16 protein-coding genes are annotated in these 18,828 nt (G+C 38.0%); 3 read left to right on the top strand and 13 right to left on the bottom strand.

What is annotated here, in order from left to right; all coding sequences use genetic code 11:
• Positions 1–15: 15 nt before the first annotated feature.
• A complete protein-coding gene (gene mutL, locus ACLIBG_RS06215) occupies positions 16–1,887 on the bottom strand; it encodes a DNA mismatch repair endonuclease MutL (protein ID WP_439311894.1) in 1,872 nt (623 codons plus the stop codon).
• Positions 1,888–2,358: 471 nt separating this feature from the next.
• Positions 2,359–4,941: a DNA mismatch repair protein MutS gene (gene mutS / locus ACLIBG_RS06220; RefSeq protein ID WP_439311895.1), complete on the bottom strand. Its 2,583-nt coding sequence runs from the start codon at positions 4,939–4,941 to the stop codon at positions 2,359–2,361.
• A gap of 186 nt (positions 4,942–5,127) precedes the next feature.
• Between mutS and ACLIBG_RS06225 the strand changes: the two genes are divergently transcribed.
• Positions 5,128–5,874 (top strand): glycerophosphodiester phosphodiesterase, encoded by a 747-nt coding sequence (locus ACLIBG_RS06225; RefSeq protein WP_439311896.1) that lies wholly within the window; start codon positions 5,128–5,130, stop codon positions 5,872–5,874.
• 14 nt (positions 5,875–5,888) lie between these two features.
• On the top strand, positions 5,889–6,803 hold the full coding sequence (gene rnz, locus ACLIBG_RS06230) for a ribonuclease Z (protein ID WP_439311897.1): 915 nt from the start codon (positions 5,889–5,891) through the stop codon (positions 6,801–6,803).
• A gap of 63 nt (positions 6,804–6,866) precedes the next feature.
• Here rnz and ACLIBG_RS06235 read toward each other — a convergent pair whose 3' ends face one another.
• The 3 genes from ACLIBG_RS06235 to mce form a co-directional block, all read right to left on the bottom strand.
• Positions 6,867–8,045: a DNA polymerase IV gene (locus ACLIBG_RS06235; protein ID WP_439311964.1), complete on the bottom strand. Its 1,179-nt coding sequence runs from the start codon at positions 8,043–8,045 to the stop codon at positions 6,867–6,869.
• 66 nt (positions 8,046–8,111) lie between these two features.
• Positions 8,112–9,260, bottom strand: coding sequence for a M20/M25/M40 family metallo-hydrolase (locus tag ACLIBG_RS06240; RefSeq protein WP_439311965.1), 1,149 nt, complete (start codon positions 9,258–9,260; stop codon positions 8,112–8,114).
• Between the two features lie 63 nt (positions 9,261–9,323).
• Complete coding sequence (gene mce / locus ACLIBG_RS06245) at positions 9,324–9,740, bottom strand: methylmalonyl-CoA epimerase (protein WP_439311898.1); 417 nt, start codon at positions 9,738–9,740, stop codon at positions 9,324–9,326.
• Positions 9,741–9,878: 138 nt separating this feature from the next.
• Between mce and prli42 the strand changes: the two genes are divergently transcribed.
• Entirely contained in the window at positions 9,879–10,022 is a 144-nt protein-coding gene (prli42, locus tag ACLIBG_RS06250) for a stressosome-associated protein Prli42 (protein ID WP_439311899.1), read from the top strand.
• Positions 10,023–10,121: 99 nt separating this feature from the next.
• Here prli42 and ACLIBG_RS06255 read toward each other — a convergent pair whose 3' ends face one another.
• From ACLIBG_RS06255 to ACLIBG_RS06290, 8 genes are all read right to left on the bottom strand, one after another.
• Positions 10,122–11,120, bottom strand: coding sequence for an aromatic acid exporter family protein (locus ACLIBG_RS06255; RefSeq protein WP_439311900.1), 999 nt, complete (start codon positions 11,118–11,120; stop codon positions 10,122–10,124).
• Positions 11,121–11,222: 102 nt separating this feature from the next.
• Complete coding sequence (locus ACLIBG_RS06260) at positions 11,223–11,654, bottom strand: BrxA/BrxB family bacilliredoxin (RefSeq protein ID WP_439311901.1); 432 nt, start codon at positions 11,652–11,654, stop codon at positions 11,223–11,225.
• Positions 11,655–11,791: 137 nt separating this feature from the next.
• Positions 11,792–13,024 carry a dihydrolipoamide acetyltransferase family protein gene (locus tag ACLIBG_RS06265; RefSeq protein WP_439311902.1) on the bottom strand — a complete coding sequence of 411 codons (1,233 nt, stop codon included), beginning with the start codon at positions 13,022–13,024 and terminating at the stop codon, positions 11,792–11,794.
• Positions 13,025–13,045: 21 nt separating this feature from the next.
• Positions 13,046–14,029, bottom strand: a complete 984-nt coding sequence (locus tag ACLIBG_RS06270) for an alpha-ketoacid dehydrogenase subunit beta (RefSeq protein ID WP_439311903.1) — start codon at positions 14,027–14,029, stop codon at positions 13,046–13,048.
• Between the two features lie 15 nt (positions 14,030–14,044).
• On the bottom strand, positions 14,045–15,037 hold the full coding sequence (locus ACLIBG_RS06275) for a thiamine pyrophosphate-dependent dehydrogenase E1 component subunit alpha (protein ID WP_439311904.1): 993 nt from the start codon (positions 15,035–15,037) through the stop codon (positions 14,045–14,047).
• A gap of 15 nt (positions 15,038–15,052) precedes the next feature.
• The gene (gene lpdA, locus ACLIBG_RS06280; protein ID WP_439311905.1) at positions 15,053–16,477 is read right to left on the bottom strand and encodes a dihydrolipoyl dehydrogenase; all 1,425 of its coding nucleotides are present in this window, start codon (positions 16,475–16,477) and stop codon (positions 15,053–15,055) included.
• A gap of 6 nt (positions 16,478–16,483) precedes the next feature.
• On the bottom strand, positions 16,484–17,584 hold the full coding sequence (buk, locus tag ACLIBG_RS06285; RefSeq protein WP_439311966.1) for a butyrate kinase: 1,101 nt from the start codon (positions 17,582–17,584) through the stop codon (positions 16,484–16,486).
• A 22-nt stretch (positions 17,585–17,606) separates the two neighbouring features.
• On the bottom strand, positions 17,607–18,704 hold the full coding sequence (locus tag ACLIBG_RS06290; RefSeq protein ID WP_439311906.1) for a Glu/Leu/Phe/Val family dehydrogenase: 1,098 nt from the start codon (positions 18,702–18,704) through the stop codon (positions 17,607–17,609).
• Between the last annotated feature and the right edge of the window lie 124 nt (positions 18,705–18,828).

Here is an 18,828-nt window from a genome sequence, read left to right on the forward strand (position 1 = left end):
TCAATTTATACCTATTTACATAATTCGTTTAAACATTTTTTCAATTTCGTATTTGCTAAATTGAATAATGATCGGTCTCCCATGTGGACATGTAAATGGATCTGAACACAAGCGTAACTCGTCAAGAAGTTTTTCCATATCAGTTTTGTTTAAATAATGATTTGCTTTAATCGATCGTTTGCATGACATTAAAATAGCTGATTCTTCACGTATTGATTCAATATTTATTTTTTCATTTCGTATAATTTGCTCAATTAACTCACGAATGATTCCTTCTTCCTGACCCGTTGGGAACCAACTTGGATGAGAGCGTATAATAAAGGCTTGATCGCCAAAACTTTCAAAAAAGAGACCTACCTGTTCAAGAACATCGTGATATTCTTCTATAAATATCGTTTCTTGTTTTGAAAAGTCAAACGTCATAGGGATCAATAACTGTTGTAATTCATTATTTGGTGTAGCTAATTCTTTTTTAAAATATTCATATTTTATTCTTTCTTGGGCGGCATGCTGATCCACCATGTATAGACCTTTTTCATTTTGAGCTAATATATAAGTTCCTTCATACTGTCCAATCGGATAGAGTGGCGGGATGCGAATATCATTTACATCTGCTGTTTCATCATCAACTTCTTTTCCAGACACAGGATCGATAGAATGATCTGAATCCAAGTCTATTTCTTGTTTATAGAATGTGTTAGGCGGCTTCACGATCCCATTATAATCTTCACTAATTGTATTAGTCTTCTGATATGAAGTTGGTACGTTATCCTTAATGATCTGGGCATCTGAAACGGGATCCATTGAATTTTGCTTATGATCATCCACCTGTGGTTGCAGATGAAATGATTGCTGTAATGTTTCTTCTTTTTCAGTTCTTTCCCTTTTATGCTCCGGAATTAACGTTTCGGTACGAAATTTTTTCTTGATCATCGATTCGATTGCGTCAATAAGTTCCCTTTCTTTACTAAAACGTACTTCCAATTTCGTAGGGTGCACGTTTACATCTACAAGAATGGGATCCATGTCGATAGATAGAACAACAATAGGTGAACGATGAATCGGAAGCAACGTATGATAGGCTCGATTAATGGCATGTACTAAAGGCAAACTTTTAATATAACGCCCATTTATTATGGTTGAAATAAACGAACGAGATGCTCTTGTTACTTCCGGTACTGAGATATAACCTGTAATAGTAAAATCCAATGTAGTTTGCGAGACGGGAAGCATTTTTTTAGCAACACTCATACCGTACACTTTTGCGATTACTTGTAATAAATCTCCTGTACCTGCGGAATGAAATAAACTTTTATTATTATGAGTTGCTTCAAAACGTATTTCAGGATGTGCCAAAGCTAATTTATTAATGACATCTGTTATGTGTGAAAGCTCCGTATGAATTGTTTTCATATACTTCAAACGGGCAGGTGTATTAAAAAATAGATCGCGTACCGTTATTTCTGTTCCCTGACGAGCATCTGCCTTCTTCCTTTCGGTGATATTTCCCCCATGAATGGTCAAATACGTACTTGCCTGATTTCCGGGAGATGTTTTAACAGATAGCTTACTGACGGAAGCAATACTGGCTAATGCTTCTCCGCGAAAACCGAGTGATCTAACATGAAAGAGATCTGCCTCTCGCTTTATTTTACTCGTGGCATGCCTTAAAAAAGCGCGTTCACAGTCTTCCGCTGTCATACCTTCTCCATTGTCAATAATTTTTATTTGCTTGAGCCCTGCCTCATGAATGTCAAGCTTAATCCATGTACTATTTGCGTCAATGCTGTTTTCGATTAATTCTTTGACGACAGAAGCAGGCCTTTCCACGACTTCTCCCGCCGCGATTTTGTTTGCAAGTATGTCTGGGAGTTGGATGATCTTCAAAGTAAACAACCCTTTCTTTAAGAGGTAAGAAAGTATAAATTTTTCGCATAGCTGTCTAGCTTCGACGTACAGGAAGTTCTAGTGCAAATCTTTTCGGTGGGGCGAGCATTTACGCGCAGTCCCAGGCGACGCCACAGGACGTGGCGTTCTAAGCCTGCCAGCCCAGAAACTAGGCGACTTCCCGCAGCGCCTTACGATAAAGAAGACTTGCCGATTGGCTTTAGACAGAGGCTTAGTCGCCCTTATGCCCTTGGGTGAAAGTTATCATCGATTCGCACAGGTAAAGGAGGGCCAACTAAATACGCCCTCCCGCGCCAACGTTGGCATACCCCTTTTGCAGGGGCATGATTCCTTTATCTAGGATAGTTTGGAATGTTCGATTAAAACCGCCACTTTGCGTGGCAACATCGAACCACCAGCTTTGAGCTGGCGCAGTCGCTACGTTTCTAAGCAGGGCGCTTGCGCTTTTCTTTAAGACTGTTTATTACGGGCAAGTTTTTGTAAACGATTTAATTCATTCATCGCTTCAAGTGGAGTCATATCAAATAAATTAATTTTCTTAAGTTCACGAATCACTTTGTTTCCCGATGGTAGGGCGTCTTTTTCATTTGGATCCGGTGCAAAAAAAGTTAACTGGCCTGCTTCGTCCGCTTCATTGTTCTCCGAAGAACTAACTTTTTCAGTGTTTTCCAATTGCGTTAATATTTTATTTGCGCGATCAATTAGAGATTGCGGTAAATCGGCGAGTTTGGCCACGTGAATGCCATAACTTTCATCGGCGGCACCTTCTTCAATTTGATGTAGAAATACAACATTCCCCTCGAATTCTTCCGCACGAACATGTACGTTTTTTAATCGCTTCATTGATTCTTCCAATGTAGTTAATTCATGATAGTGAGTTGAAAATAAAGTTTTTGCCCCTACATGATCATGAATATGTTCAATAATAGCTTGTGCTAGAGCCATTCCATCATAAGTACTTGTCCCTCGTCCGATTTCATCAAGCAATATTAAACTCTGATTTGTCGCATGACTGATAGCATGGTTTGCTTCGAGCATTTCGACCATGAATGTACTTTGTCCTGCAACAAGGTCATCGGCCGCGCCGATTCTGGTGAAGATTTGGTCAAATAAAAGCAGTTTAGCCTTTTCTGCAGGTACAAAACAACCAATTTGTGCCATGATCACCGTATGTGCCAATTGACGCATATATGTACTTTTACCTGACATGTTCGGCCCGGTAATTAAAAGCATATTCTTTTCTTCATTCAACACAATATCATTCGGTACAAATTCCCCGTCACTCATAACTTGTTCTACAACTGGATGTCTACCCTTTTTTATATGAAGCTCCTGACTGTCGAAGGTGGGGCGAATGTAATCATTTGTCTCACTGACAGCGGCAAACGATTGAAGCACATCGATTTTACTAATAGTAGCAGCTAATTGCTGAAAATGTGGGATATGCTCCTTCATTTGTTCACGAATTTGAATGAATAAATTATATTCCAGCTCCACACTTTTTTCTTCTGCTTCCAAAATCAATTGTTCTTTTTCTTTCAATTCAGGCGTAATATACCGTTCTGCGTTCGCTAATGTTTGTTTTCGTTCATATTTTCCTTCTGGTATTAAATGTTTATTGGCATTTGTAATTTCAATAAAATAACCAAACACCCGGTTATATCCAATTTTTAGCGATTTAATGCCTGTCTCTTCTTTTTCTTTTCGTTCGAGTTCAGCAATCCATTTTTTTCCGTTTCTTGATGCATCACGATATGTATCCAATTGCTCATTAAAACCGTCCTTAATGATGGAACCGTCTTTTATTGAGATTGGCGGGTTGTCTATTAAACTACTTTCCAACAACGCCAACACATGATCTGGCAATGTCAACCGTTCATATAATTCTTGTAAATGAGAGGAGGAAAATTGTTGTAAAACTAATTTAACTTCTGGTATTTTCTCTAAAGATTGTTTTAACTGGATTAGATCACGTGCATTCACGTTTCCGAATGCAATTCTTCCAGACAATCGTTCCAAGTCATACACAGATTTTAATGTTTCTCGTAACTGGTCTCTCTCAATAAAATTTTTATAAAAGGATTCCACAATATTTTGTCGCTGCTCTATAAGCTGTAAATGCAATAAGGGTCGTTCAATCCATTTGCGTAGCATCCTTGCACCCATAGCAGTTACAGTATGATCCAATACAGATAATAAACTCCCATGTTTTCCTTTTTGCATGATAGATTCTGTTAGTTCCAGATTCCGTTTCGAGTACATATCCAATGAAAGATAGTCTTTTAATTCAATTACTTCCGCTGGTTTCAGGTGGTCTAAAGATCTTTTTTGTGTATGCTGAATATAGTTTAACAAGCGGCTGAAAGCTTTCATAATACGCTCATCATTAATATTATCGCAAAGACTCCTGTATTCAGCTGTAAAATCTACCTCTTTTTGGTAAGAGAGTGTGACATGCAACTTTTCTTGCAATTGAACCTGTAATTGTTCCGGAAAGTCAGGCGAAATGACGATTTCTTTAATGGATCTATTATACAATTCATGAATAATCGCTTCCCAGCCCGTTGTGAATATAATTGCACTATTTTCACCAGTAGATAAGTCATTGTAAATAATAACATATGAGCCATCCTGGAAATGGCTTAAGCTGGCGATATAATTGCTTTTACGATCGTCAAGCATAGAACTTTCCATAACAGTTCCTGGTGTAATTAACTGGACAACCTCTCTTTTAACTACCCCTACCGCTTCCTTAGGATCTTCTACTTGTTCACAAACAGCTACTTTATACCCTTGCTCCACGAGTGTTTTTATATAGTTTTCGGCTGAATGATGAGGCACGCCACACATTGGTATCGGTTCTTTCTGGCCTGAGTCGCGTTTCGTTAACGTTATCTCAAGTGCTTGTGATGCTTTTATTGCATCTTCAAAAAACATTTCATAGAAGTCACCAAGCCTAAAAAAAAGAAATGCATCCTGATGTTCCGCTTTTATACGTAAATATTGCTTCATCATAGGTGTATGTTTTGACATATTCCATCCTCCAAAACCCTTGAACTATCTCTGATGTCATTATAGCATAAGATGAAATTCAAAAGCGACTCATCAATTTTCGATATTGTATCAAGCTTTATTATTCAATCATACGATATTAAAGAAAAAAACAGGTATACTTGTAATAGATACTTCATTTCACTTATTTTATTAGGACGTGTTACAATGTTAACGAAAATTATTGCCCACAGAGGGGCTAGTCACGAAGCTCCGGAAAATACGCTACCTGCTTTTCAATTGGCATATGAAATTGGAGCGGAGGGCATAGAAACTGACGTGCATTTAACAAAAGATGGCGTTCCCGTACTCATGCACGATGAACACTTAAAGCGTACGACCGACGGTATAGGGTATATCAAGGATTATACATTGGAAGAGCTAAAGATATTTGATGCGGGAAGCTGGTTTTCCGATCAATATGCCGGTACTAAAATATTGTCCTTGGAAGAATTTTTGTTATGGGTGCGCCATAAAAATTTGTTAGTAAATATTGAGCTTAAAAACAATAAGATTGATTACTGTTACATTGAAAACATTATTTGTGAAATGGTCAATCATTTTCAGGTGCAAAACCGTACGACGTTATCGAGTTTTAATCCGAAAAGTGTAATGAGACTGAAACAAATCGATCCAAAAATGGAAATTGCCCTTTTAACCTCAAAAGGCAAGAGGTCACTTATAAACTACGCAAAAAGGCTTGGCGCCGATGCATTACACATTAAGTATCGTCTAGTATCCGAAAAGTTCATTAAACAATGCCAAAAACATAAAATGCCGGTTCGGGTTTATACTGTAAATAAAATGGCACATATGCAAAAATGTTTTCAATACGGTTGTGATGGGATATTTACGGATGTACCGAAGCGCGGTCTAATAAATCGCCAGTTGTATATGGAAAACAAACATGAATAAGGAGATTGTTCATTATGGAGATTACTTTTCTTGGTACAGGTGCAGGCGTTCCATCTAAACAACGCAACGTATCATCTCTTGCGTTATCGCTTCTGCAGGAAATAAATAGTGTATGGCTGTTTGATTGTGGTGAAGGAACGCAGCATCAATTGCTACATACACATGTGAAACCGTCAAAGATAAATAAAGTATTTATTACCCATTTGCATGGAGATCATTTATTTGGACTTCCTGGATTTCTGAGTAGCAGATCTTTCTTGGGAGGGGATGATTTATTGACCGTTTACGGACCTCCCGGAATTAAAACCTATATCGAAACAAGCCTGGGATTAAGTGATACACATACATCTTATCCAATGAATGTCATCGAATTGTCAGATGAAATTGTTTTTGAAAATGATTATTTCATTGTTTACTGTAAAGAACTTGATCATCGTATTCAAAGCTTTGGTTTTCGGATTGTTGAAAAAGATAAACGAGGATCATTATTGGTGGAACGACTAAAAAAAGCTGGTATTCCTCCGGGGCCCATTTACACAGAAATAAAAAACAAGGAAGAAGTTACGTTGCCGAATGGTCAAAAACTGAACACATCCCCTTTCCATGGTCCGACTAAGAAAGGAAGAATCATTACCATCCTTGGAGATACGAGGTATTCCAATAACCATGAATCGTTCGTTCAACAGTCAGATCTACTTATACACGAAGCAACATTTAGCAAAACAAAGGCGGACTTAGCGAGGAAATACTTCCATTCCACTACAACAGAAGCTGCTCAGTTAGCTAAAGATAGCCATGTTAAGAAGCTGGTTTTAAACCATGTGTCATCGCGTTATCAGCAGAAAGATTTTTCTGTTTTATTGGAAGAAGCAAGAACCCTTTTCCCGAATACAATATTAGCACATGACTTTCTTACTGTTGAAATCTAAACATACTGTTACTAAAACCGATATCATGACTGTAGTTTATGTAAATGAATATCATCATCCGTTTTATTTTTTAAATGGAATAAACACATTTTTTCCGTACTTTTTTGTCAGTTGGTCAATTGTTAATTGCAGTTTATCCCGTTCAATCTCTTTTTCAAATGAAAATAAATCGAGCTGTTTTGTAACTTTATGTTTTTCAGCAACGTCTTGGACCGTAATTCCCAACAATCGAATTGGTTCTAAGTTCCAATGTTGATAAAAAAGATCCATTGCTACATACAAAATTTTTGTTTTCTCTTGTATATACTCATTCAGCTTTTTACTTCTAGTGATCGTTTTTCGGTCACTGTATCTAATCATAAGCTGCACGGTAAGTCCAACAGCATTCCGACGTTGTAATCGTTTTTCCACTTTGGAAGCTAATTGATCAAGTTGCGTGCGGATCTCGTTTTCATCGGTTGTATCGAACGGCAATGTTTGAGAACTTCCCACACTTTTAAAGTCATGGACCGCCTCCGGATCAACAGGTCTAGAATCGATACCATTTGCGCGGTTTTTCAACCTTTCGCCGTTAATCCCAAGCAGTTGTGAAAGCTGATACACATCGCCTTTAGCTAATTCACCTATTGTTGTTATGTTGATTTGATGCAGTTTAACAGCTGTCTTATTTCCTACCCCATACATTTTTTCAATCGGCAGTTGCCACATCTTTTGTGGTAAATCCCGAATTCTCAATACTGTTATTCCTAAAGGTTTTTTCATATCAGAAGCCATTTTTGCCAAAAATTTATTAGGACCAATGCCAATACTACAAGGCAAATCAAGCGTTTGTAACATTCTTTTTTGCAGCAGTTTTGCTGTCTCTAGTGGATCGGATTGGATATTTGTAATGTCCATATATCCTTCATCAATTGATACTGGTTGAACATAAGGTGTAATTTCTCTCATCATTTTGAATAGCTTTTCCGAAGCTGAACGATAACGGTCAAAATTTGGACGTAAGACGATCAAATCGGGGCACAACTTCATCGCCTGCCATAACGGCATAGTTGTTTTCACCCCTTTAGCTCTCGCTTCATAACTGCTCGTCACGATTATCCCTTTTCTTTCTTCAGGATTACCGGCGATTGCTATAGGTTTATTTTTAAGGTCAGGATGGTAAATCCGTTCAACGGAAGCATAAAAACAATTCATGTCAATATGAAGAATAATACGTCGTTTTTTTGATTGAATTATTGTGATCACCCTTTTCGACTCTGCACTACCAAATCACCATCCACCTATTACAAATGCAAAAGTTACGTTTGGTTATTGTTTGGACGATGCGTTTTTTACTTCCGCTGTTTGTTTTACAATGGAACCGATTAACTCGGTTAGTTTCACTAAATCATTAATAGCTATACGTTCATTCGTCGTATGAATTTCTTCATAGCCTACCGCTAAATTGACGGTTGGAATTCCATGTCCGGATATAATATTTGCATCACTGCCACCCCCGCTATTTAACAGCTTGCTATTTAGCCCAATTGCGTTTGCCGCTTGTCGTGCAACTTCTACAACCGTGTCTCCAGCTTGCTGATTAAAACCAGGATACATAAATTGTATATCCACATCAGCAGATCCCCCATAATGGGATGCTGTTTGTTTAAAAACTTTTGTCATTTCATTCACTTGCTTATCAAATTTATTTCGATTAAGTGATCTTGCTTCTGCCAAAATTTCTACATAGTCACAAACAATGTTGGTTTGCTGCCCACCTCTAAAATAGCCAATGTTGGCGGTAGTCTCTTCATCAATCCGTCCCAGTGGCATACGAGAAATTGCTTTTGCTGCAATCGTAATAGCGGATATACCCTTTTCCGGAGCAACGCCTGCATGTGCTGCTTTACCCATTATTTTGGCTAGCAGTTTTGCTTGAGATGGTGCTGATACTATAATGTCTCCTACAGTTCCGTCACTATCAAGTGCGTAGCCATATTGAGCTGTAATTAATGACGGATCAAGGAATTTCGCCCCCACTAGCCCTGATTCTTCACCAACTGTAATAATAAATTGAATATCTCCATGAGACATGTCACTCGCTTTTAAGATACGAATCAATTCAAGTATTACAGCTATTCCAGCTTTATCATCAGCTCCAAGTACTGTCGTCCCATCGGAAACAATGTAACCATCTTTAATCGCAGGTGTAATTCCTTTCCCAGGGCTTACGGTGTCCATGTGAGCTGTAAAAAAAATAGGTTGGATAGTTTTGTCGCTTCCTTTTAATGTACATATAAGGTTGCCTGAACCATGACCAGTTTGGTGTTTACTATCATCTTCTATTACTTCAAGCCCTAGTTCAGTAAATTTTTGCTTTAAAATGTCCGCCATTTTTTCTTCCTGTTTTGTTTCTGAATCAATTTGAACAATTTCCATAAATTCATTGATCAATCGTGTTTCATTTACTTTCAGCATGGTCAATGTTTCCCTTCTCTTATCATGTCAACATGTATTGTAACTTTCCATGAATGTATGAATTTATTCTTTTTCCATCGATTGACATAACTCAAAAAGTACACCGTTTGTCGTTTGTGGATGGAGAAAAGCGACTTTACTATTGTTAGCTCCAGTTACTGGAGTATGATTCACCAGTTTAAATCCATTGCTTTTTAAATTACATATACGCTGTTCAATTTGATCAATCTCTAGAGCAATGTGATGAATGCCTTCCCCATTTTTAGTTAGAAAACGGCTAATAGTTGAATTATCATCTAATGGTTCCAATAATTCAATGCGTGATTCGCCTAATTTAATAAATGCTACTTTTACACGTTGTATTTCAATGAGTTCTATTTTTTCAATTTCAAGCCCAAGTTGTTCTGTATAAAATGGAAGCGCATCTTTTATACGGAAAACTGCAATACCTATATGTGCTATTTTTTTTGCTTTGTTCATATGATCCCTTCTTCTATATCTAGAAATGTCTTTTCAAAACAAAATGTACAATAACATACAAGATTTTTAAAAATACTTGTTCTATTTGCTGATTAACGCTAAAATATTAGTAGCAGAATAGTTAAAGGGGGATAATCCGTGGCTAAGAAAAGTAATGCAAATCCAACTCCAAGACGAAAATCAAAACGCGAACGCCGCTTAAGAATTGTTGTTTATATAATGGTTATTGCCATGATCTTATCATTATTTACTGCCGGTTTAAGCGGTATAGCCTTATTATAATAGATTATTTAGATTAACGACTTATAATACTTGACCCCCATCCACTATGAGAAGACCAGACATTTTCGTTTGGTCTTCTATAAATTTGGAGAAATCAACCTACTTTGTACGGGCTTCATTGCGAATCTTCCTTTTAGTCTTTCCCTTTACAACATCACTTTTTTTAAATTTCTTTTTAATTAGTAAATACTCCTCAATTTCATGCAATAATTGAAAAAGACTTGCTCTAGTTTCAAATTCCTCTTTTGTAGCCGGTAGTTCTTTTTCATGGAATGCAATACGTAATGCCTTTAATTCATCTAAAAATAGGATTGCAGTATTACCGGGATGAACTGATTCTGATAGTCGTTCAAAAAAAGAAGCTATTTGTTCAGCAGCAGAATCTGATTTTTTAATCCTCGTTACTAGTGGAAGCATTTGCTGAAGTAGTTCGAATTGTTTTGACCGCATTTTAAAATAATCGTAATACGAGTGATTATTACGCAGTAGATGGTTTTCTCGATCGACTTGTACCATATCATCTGTTTCCTCGAGTAATTTCTCCGTTTCTGTAAGTTCTTTCCCATCCCAGTCCATATAATCTTCTTTTATATAAATGGAAAGTTCATGTAATATAACTTGGAAGTTCTGTTCAAGTTTTTTTTGTTTTTCTTTCAGCTTTTTATCTAAACTGGGCATATATAGGTTCACAAGTAATCCTGTCCCAATACCTATTAATATCAAAAGAAATTGATCAAGTATAAAGGAAATCGGAATCGAGCCTGCACTGTACAAATTTAAAGTAATTACCGTGCTTGTTGTAATTCCTTGAGCTATTTTTAAGTAAACCGTTACAGGTATAAATATGGCTAGCATAACGCCTACTACAATCGGAGAATAGCCCAATAATTCAAAAAAGATGATAGAAAACACGATAGCCAACACACATGCAAGAAAGCGGTCCCACGCGCTAAGGACGGATCGCTTTCTCGAAGGTTGTATACATAAAATTGTCAATATTCCAGCTGATACAAAATTGGTTACTCCAAATAATTGAGCAATCGAAATAGCAATCGGAGTGCCAATTGCTGTTTTAATTGTTCGATAGCCAATCTTCACATTCATAATCTCCCTTAAAAGAATACCTAAATTATTCATTATGATGAAAATGAGACTGTCCCTCTCTATGCTGAGCCAGTCTCACTTTTAATTTTCTATTATTTAAATTTCTTCACAATGTTCATCAAACAATCCCTGTAACTTACCGACTACATCCATTGCAGTAAAGCCTTCAATGTCATGTCGTTCAATCATTGTTACAATTTTGCCGTCTTTTAAAAAGGCAAACGACGGGGATGATGGTGGATATCCTTCAAAGTAAGTACGTGCTTTTTCGGTTGCTTCACGGTCCTGACCGGCAAAAATGGTTACAAGATGATTCGGTCGCTTGTCATAATGTATTGCGTTCGTAGCAGCTGGTCTGGCCACACCTCCAGCACAACCACAAACAGAATTTATCATTACAAGCGTTGTACCTTCTCTCGTCAACGCTTTATCTACATCATCAGGGCTTTTGACTTCTTCGTAGCCCGCTTCTCGCATGTCTTGTCGAGCAACATCTACTACATCGTTCATGAACATGTTAAAATCCATATCCTTATTCAACCCCTTCTATATTAAATTCCTCTCGTTAACTAATTTTATTCTACCAACTTTATTATGCAATTTCAATTTTTCTAATTGCAGCAGTACTGCCCAATTTGAGCTCATCCACGGAAATAATACACTTTCTAGTAAATTGTCGTAGTTTCTTCATTTACATTTTCTAATGTTTGTTTTATTTTTGCTAAAAACTTTCCGCCTATTAACCCATCCAAAACACGGTGATCGATGGACAATGATAAATTAACGATATCCCTTGCTGCAAACATTTCATTAATTATAACCGGTCGTTTCACTATAGATTCAACTTGTAATATCGCTGCCTGTGGATAATTTATAATTCCCATGGAATGGATGGAGCCAAACGAACCTGTGTTGTTAACGGTAATTGTACCGCCCTGCATATGCTCCGGTTGTAATTTACCGGTGCGAGCCAATATAGCTAAATCATTTATTTGTTTTGCTATTCCTTTAATGCTACGGTCGTCCGCATTTTTGATAACAGGTACGAATAGTTCTTCATCTTTTGCGACAGCAATTGATATGTTAATGTCGTTCTTTTGAATAATTTTATCTCCTGCCCATACACTATTTAACTGCGGAAATTCCTTTAAAGCATTTGCAACAGCATGAACAAAAAATGAAAAATAAGTAAGATTATATCCCTCTTTTTGTTTAAAAGAAGATTTTTGCTTATCTCGGAATTTTACCAAGTCAGTAACATCAACTTCCACGGTCATCCATGCATGCGGAATTTCTTGTGCAGAACGAACCATGTTATCTGCGATCGCTTTACGTACGCCACTAACAGGGATTTCAACATCACCTGTTTGTGTTTCATTATGACTCGTAGTTTGTTTAAGTTCTTGCTTTTCTTCAGTTTCCGTTTTTGTATTATGTTGATTGAGTATATATTCATTCATGTCTTTTCGGGTAATTCTTCCGCCTCTTCCCGTTCCGTTTAATTGAAGTAAATCAATGTTATGCTCCTGTGCCATTTTTAATACGGCGGGCGAGTACCTATTTTTCATTGAGTTGTCCTGTTGTTTATCAAGGTTCGTTTGTGTTTTCTTTTCCTCTGTTGCTTTTATTTTTTCCTTTTCTTTTGACCCTTTAGAGGTTTCTGCATCTATATAACACATCAACGCTCCTACTTGAATCGTATCTCCTTCATGTGCGATGATTTCCGTTATTGTTCCTGAAAAAGAAGAAGGAACTTCCGCGTTCACTTTATCGGTCATGATTTCAGCGATTGGATCATATTTATTAACAGTATCGCCTTCTTTTACAAGCCACGTATTAATCGTACCTTCTGTAACACTTTCGCCTAATTGTGGCATCATAATACTTTCAATTGCCATGACAAGTTCACCTCCAATTATTTAAAACTCTGCCAGCTCACGAGCGGCTTCTGTTACTTTATCCAAATTAACGAGAAAATGTTTTTCCAAAGGAACAGCATATGGCATCGCAGGGATTTCAGGACCAGCTAGACGCTTAATTGGGGCATCAAGGTCGAATAAACAATTTTCAGCAATAATAGCCGCCACTTCGCCAATGATGCTCCCTTCTTTATTATCTTCTGTAATTAATAACACTTTCCCTGTTTTAACGGCTGCCTCAATAATTGCTCGCTGATCTAAAGGATAAACAGTTCTTAAGTCTAAAAGATGGACATCGATTCCTTCCTTCGCCAAAGCATCTGCCGCCTGCGAAGCAAAATGTACACATAATCCATACGTAATAATAGTTAAGTCAGTTCCTTCTCGTTTTACATCTGCTTTTCCGATTGGCACGATGTAATCATCTTCGGGCACTTCTTCTTTCAGTAAACGATAGGCTCGTTTATGCTCAAAAAACAACACAGGGTCGTTGTCGCGTATAGATGCTTTTAATAATCCTTTTGCATCGTAAGGTGTGGACGGCATTACAATCTTCAATCCCGGTTGATTGGCGAAAATGGATTCAACCGATTGTGAATGATATAAACCACCACTTACTCCCCCACCATAAGGGGCTCGGATTGTAATTGGACTGCTCCAGTCATTATTTGAACGATAGCGTATTTTCGCAGCTTCGGATATAATTTGATTTACAGCAGGCAAAATAAAATCGGCAAATTGCATTTCAGCTACTGGACGCAAACCATACATTGCTGCACCAATACTAACTCCAGCAATTGCTGATTCGGCTAACGGTGTGTCTAGCACTCTCTCCGATCCAAATTCATCGTACAAACCTTCTGTAGCCTTAAATACACCGCCTTTTTTACCAACATCTTCACCTAAGATAAATACTTTGTCGTCACGTTGCATTTCTTCTCTTAATGCAGCTGTAATTGCATTAATGTATGTTTTTACTGCCATAGTTCGCTTCCCTCCCTACTCCTCATATACATAGTTCAGTATAGAATCTGTACTTGCATAAGCTGCGTTTTCTGCATAATCTGTCGCCTGATTGATCAAATCATTCAGTTCTTTATTCATTTCTTTATCAATTGACTCTGTTAATATTCCGACTTCTTTTAAATAAGTACTATATGTCATATTGCAATCATTTTGCTTCGCTAGTTCCAGTTCATCATGTGGGCGGTAAAATTGATGGTCATCATCACTGGAATGTGCAGTCAAGCGTTCCGTTACTGCTTCAATTAAGGTCGGGCCTTCTCCGTTTACTGCCCTTTCTCTCGCTTCTTTTACTGCTTGGTAAACTGCTAGTGGATCATTGCCGTTAATTGTAACTCCCGGCATCCCGTAGCCTTTCGCCCGGTCGGCCACTCGTTCGCATGCCATTTGTTTATCAAGCGGGACGGATATGGCATATTTATTGTTTTCCACCATCGTGATTACAGGGAGTTTATGAACTCCAGCGAAATTTAACCCTTCATGGAAGTCTCCCTGATTGGTTGAGCCTTCTCCAAGAGTAGTTAATGCCACAATTGATTTTTTTTCCATTTTTGCCGCTAACGCAACCCCAACAGCGTGTGGCAATTGAGTCGTCACCGGAGAAGATCCGGTAATAATTCTATTTTTTTTCTGTCCAAAATGACCAGGCATCTGCCGTCCCCCGGAATTAGGGTCCTCCCCCTTTGCAAATCCGGACAGCATTAACTCTTGTGTAGTCATTCCAAAAGCGAGTACCATGCCCATATCTCGATAATACGGTGCGATATAATCTTCTTCTCGATTTAAAGCAAAAGCGGCTCCTACTTGGGCTGCTTCTTGCCCTTGACAAGATACAACAAAGGGGATTTTACCCGCACGATTTAACAACCACATTCGTTCATCAATTTTACGAGCTAGCAGCATAGTCTTATACATGTCTAATGCCTTGTCATCAGTTAAACCTAATTTTGTATGACGATTTTCTGCCATGATTTGTTTCTCTCCTTACCCATGAATTTGTAATCCTTCCACTGCAAGAGCCGCCTCTCCAAAAACTTCTGATAAACTGGGATGCGGATAAATGGACTGCGTAATTTCCCAAGGTGAAGCATTTAATACTTTTGCCAGGCCTGCTTCGGAAATCATATCGGTAACATGAGGACCAATCATATGTACTCCTATAATGTCATTTGTTTTTACATCGGCAATTATTTTAACAAAACCTTCTGATTCACCATATACGAGTGCCTTTCCATTGTTTTGAAAAGGAAATTGTCCTACCTTCACTTCAAATCCTTGCTCAACTGCTTGCATTTCCGTTAAACCGACACTTGCTGCTTCTGGAAAGGAATAAATGCACCGTGGCACATTGGTGTATTCAATCGGATACGGATTTTGTCCTGCTATATGCTCAGCTGCTAGAACCCCTTCTTGTGTGGCAACATGTGCTAGTTGCATGCCTCCGATACAGTCTCCTATCGCATATATATGGGATTCTTTTGTTCGGTAAAAGCCATCTGTTTGAATGACCCCGTCCGAAATCAATATATCCGTATTCTCCAGACCAATATTTGTTACGTTGGCTTCTCTGCCGACAGCAATTAATAGCTTGTCCGTATGTATTGTCCTTGTATCTTCATTCACACTGCAATTTATCTTCAGCTGTTCGTTTACTTCTAGTGTATCCGGTAAAATATGGGCATTTTTAATAAATTCAATCCCTTTTTTCCTTAATTCTGCTTCTAATTTTTTCGAGATTGCTTCATCTTCATTAGGCAATATGTTAGAAGAAGCCTCCACGACAGTTATTTTAACACCAAAATCGGAAAGCATTGATGCCCATTCAATGCCAATTACTCCCCCACCAACAATTACCATGGATGCTGGTAACTCTGTCAGTTCCAGCGCCTCCTTCGAGCCTAAAATATTTTTTCCATCGACCGCAAGTCCAGGTATTGACTTTGGATTTGAACCGGTCGCAAGAAGTATGTTCTTGGGAACGATCATTGTATTCTCTTGCTCATTTTCATATTCAATGGAAATGGTGCCTGGCATGGGGGAAAAAATACTCGGTCCGAGAATCCTGCCAATTCCTTTGTAGACGTCAATCTTCCCCTGTTTCATTAATGCTTCAACCCCACGATGAAGCGTGTCAATAATTTTTTCTTTTCTTTGCTGTACCTTTTTAAAATTTAAAGCAACAGTATTATTTATTTCAATCCCATAAGAACTTGCTTCATTTGTTTGCCGATAAACCTCAGCACTTCGCAATAATGCTTTAGATGGTATACAACCATAATGCAGACAGGTACCGCCAAGTTTATCTTGTTCCACAATCGCTGTTTGTAAGCCTAATTGAGAAGCCCGAATTGCAGCAGCATATCCTCCTGGACCACCGCCTAATACAACAAGATCATATTCTTTCGTCATATGTGATTACTCCTTTATTTTGCGATTCGTTGGATATGTTTTTGGTTGTTCCATATCCTTTAATACCCGCAATGTGCCTTCATTTAGCGCTTGCAATTCGTCTGCACCAGGGTAAACAAGTACATCAGCGATCCAGTTGATGCGCTCGGATATCATTTGGATTAGAAATTTTCCGTATGCAAGCTCTCCCGTCAATACGACCGCATCAACTTTTCCTGAAAGGACTGCACTCATTGAACCAATTTCCTTTGCAATTTGATATGCCATCGCTTCATATACTTCTTTGACTTGTTGATTGCCATTTTCTATATCGTTTTCAATATCATGAATATTGTCGGTTTGGAGGTAGGCTTTTAAGCCACTATTCCTGACTAATTTATCCATAACCTCTTTATAGTTGTATTGCTCACTGAAACATAATGCGATCAAGTCTCCAGCAGGTACAGTGCCTGCACGTTCTAGTGTAAAAGGACCTTCCCCGTCTAGGCCATTGTTCACATCTATTACTTTTCCCCGTTGATGCGCACCAATAGTTATTCCCGATGCCATATGAACAACAATCAAATTGGTTTCTTCATATCTTTTATTTAGCTCATTTGCTGCTCTTCTGGCGACAGCTTTATGATTTAATGCATGAAATATGCTTTTCCGCGGTAGGTCGGAAATGCCAGAATATCTAGCTTTTTCATCCAATTCATCTACTACGACGGGGTCTACAATATAGGCAGTAATATTTAATCCATCCGCGATTTGCTTTGCAATTACTGCTCCTAAGTTTGAAGGATGGACACCATTAAAACCGGATTGTAAATCTTTGATCATCTCATCATTTACTTCATACGTGCCGCCTTTAATCGGTTTTAATAATCCACCTCTTGCGCAAATCGCATCGAGCTTGGATAGATTCAGCCCTTCATAATCCAATTGGTCGAGAATACTTTTTTTACGAAAATTAACTTGATCCATTAGTTGATAAGAATTTTTTAATTCATTATTTCCATGTTGAATCGATCGTTCGAATACACATATTTCATTGTCAAAAACCGCTATTTTCGTAATCTCTGTTTTGGGGTTAATAACAAGTGTTCGATATTTGTGTGGCAAAATACTTATCCTCCAACTGGAATAATTATTTATTTGTTAATACACTTTTCTCTGTAGACAAAAACTGTTTTCCAGCGTTTTTTATGGCAGTCATTCTCTCTTCCGCCATGCGGTCAGCCGCAATATAAGTCGGAATATTATCATTATTGGATATTTCAAATACACGCATCAAGTTATCATAAATAGCTTGTACTTTTTTCATTGCTCGCTCTTGATTATAAACACCGTTTAATTCATCAGCTATATTTATAACACCGCCTGCATTAATGACATAATCAGGTGCATAGATGATTCCTTTGTTATGAATGAGGTCTCCATGATGATTAGCCTTTAATTGATTATTCGCAGAACCAGCAATTACTTTTGCAGTTAACTTAGGAATTGTATCATCATTTATTGTAGCTCCCAATGCACATGGGGAATAAATATCACACTCAACATCATAAATATCATCTGGTTCTACTGCGACTGCACCGAATGCATCTACCGCACGTTTCACTGCTGCTTCATTTATATCGGTAACGACAAGCCGTGCTCCTTCATCATGTAAATATTCGCACAGCGTATAAGCTACATGACCTACACCTTGTACTGCGATTGTTTTATCACGTAAAATATCGGAACCGAAAGCGGCGTTTGCTGCGGCTTTCATTCCAAGGTATATGCCATAAGCGGTGACTGGTGAAGGGTCCCCGGAAGAACCAGCAACTGTTGAAGTACCATTCACATAATTTGTTTCCATATGTATAAGATCCATATCCTGTTCGGTCGTGCCAACATCCTCAGCTGTAATATAACGGCCATTCAGGCTTTGAATGTATCTGCCAAAGGCTCGGAACATCGCCTCACTTTTATCTTTTCTTGGATCTCCAATAATAACCGCTTTACCTCCACCTAAATTTAAACCAGCCGCTGCATTTTTATATGTCATTCCTTTTGCCAATCGAAGTGCATCTTCTATTGCTTCCGATTCAGTATTGTATGTCCACATGCGTGTTCCACCTAGTGCGGGTCCAAGTGTCGTGTCATGAATCGCAATAATTGCTTTTAATCCAGAGCTTTTATCCTGACAAATGACGAGCTGTTCATAATCATCTTCTTCCATATACGAAAATAGTTCCATGAAGTTGTACCTCCCATTAAAGTTATTTTCATTTATATCTCGTATAGTCATTAAATTGAATCATTTCGTTTCCCTACTAAAAATAATACATGCAACATTCATGCCAATGTCTAAAGCGAGGTTG

It is taken from the genome of Virgibacillus sp. W0181 (genome assembly GCF_051846915.1).
Lineage (GTDB): Bacteria > Bacillota > Bacilli > Bacillales > Amphibacillaceae > JBPYCR01.

Excerpts from the sequence above, each read along its gene's own strand:
- mutS (WP_439311895.1), bottom strand. The coding sequence starts at position 4,941 with ATGTCAAAACATACACCTATGATGAAGCAATATTTACGTATAAAAGCG.
- ACLIBG_RS06225 (WP_439311896.1), top strand. The coding sequence starts at position 5,128 with ATGTTAACGAAAATTATTGCCCACAGAGGGGCTAGTCACGAAGCTCCG.
- rnz (WP_439311897.1), top strand. The coding sequence starts at position 5,889 with ATGGAGATTACTTTTCTTGGTACAGGTGCAGGCGTTCCATCTAAACAA.
- ACLIBG_RS06240 (WP_439311965.1), bottom strand. The coding sequence starts at position 9,260 with ATGCTGAAAGTAAATGAAACACGATTGATCAATGAATTTATGGAAATT.
- mce (WP_439311898.1), bottom strand. The coding sequence starts at position 9,740 with ATGAACAAAGCAAAAAAAATAGCACATATAGGTATTGCAGTTTTCCGT.
- ACLIBG_RS06260 (WP_439311901.1), bottom strand. The coding sequence starts at position 11,654 with ATGGATTTTAACATGTTCATGAACGATGTAGTAGATGTTGCTCGACAA.
- ACLIBG_RS06265 (WP_439311902.1), bottom strand. The coding sequence starts at position 13,024 with ATGGCAATTGAAAGTATTATGATGCCACAATTAGGCGAAAGTGTTACA.
- ACLIBG_RS06270 (WP_439311903.1), bottom strand. The coding sequence starts at position 14,029 with ATGGCAGTAAAAACATACATTAATGCAATTACAGCTGCATTAAGAGAA.
- ACLIBG_RS06275 (WP_439311904.1), bottom strand. The coding sequence starts at position 15,037 with ATGGCAGAAAATCGTCATACAAAATTAGGTTTAACTGATGACAAGGCA.
- lpdA (WP_439311905.1), bottom strand. The coding sequence starts at position 16,477 with ATGACGAAAGAATATGATCTTGTTGTATTAGGCGGTGGTCCAGGAGGA.
- ACLIBG_RS06290 (WP_439311906.1), bottom strand. The coding sequence starts at position 18,704 with ATGGAACTATTTTCGTATATGGAAGAAGATGATTATGAACAGCTCGTC.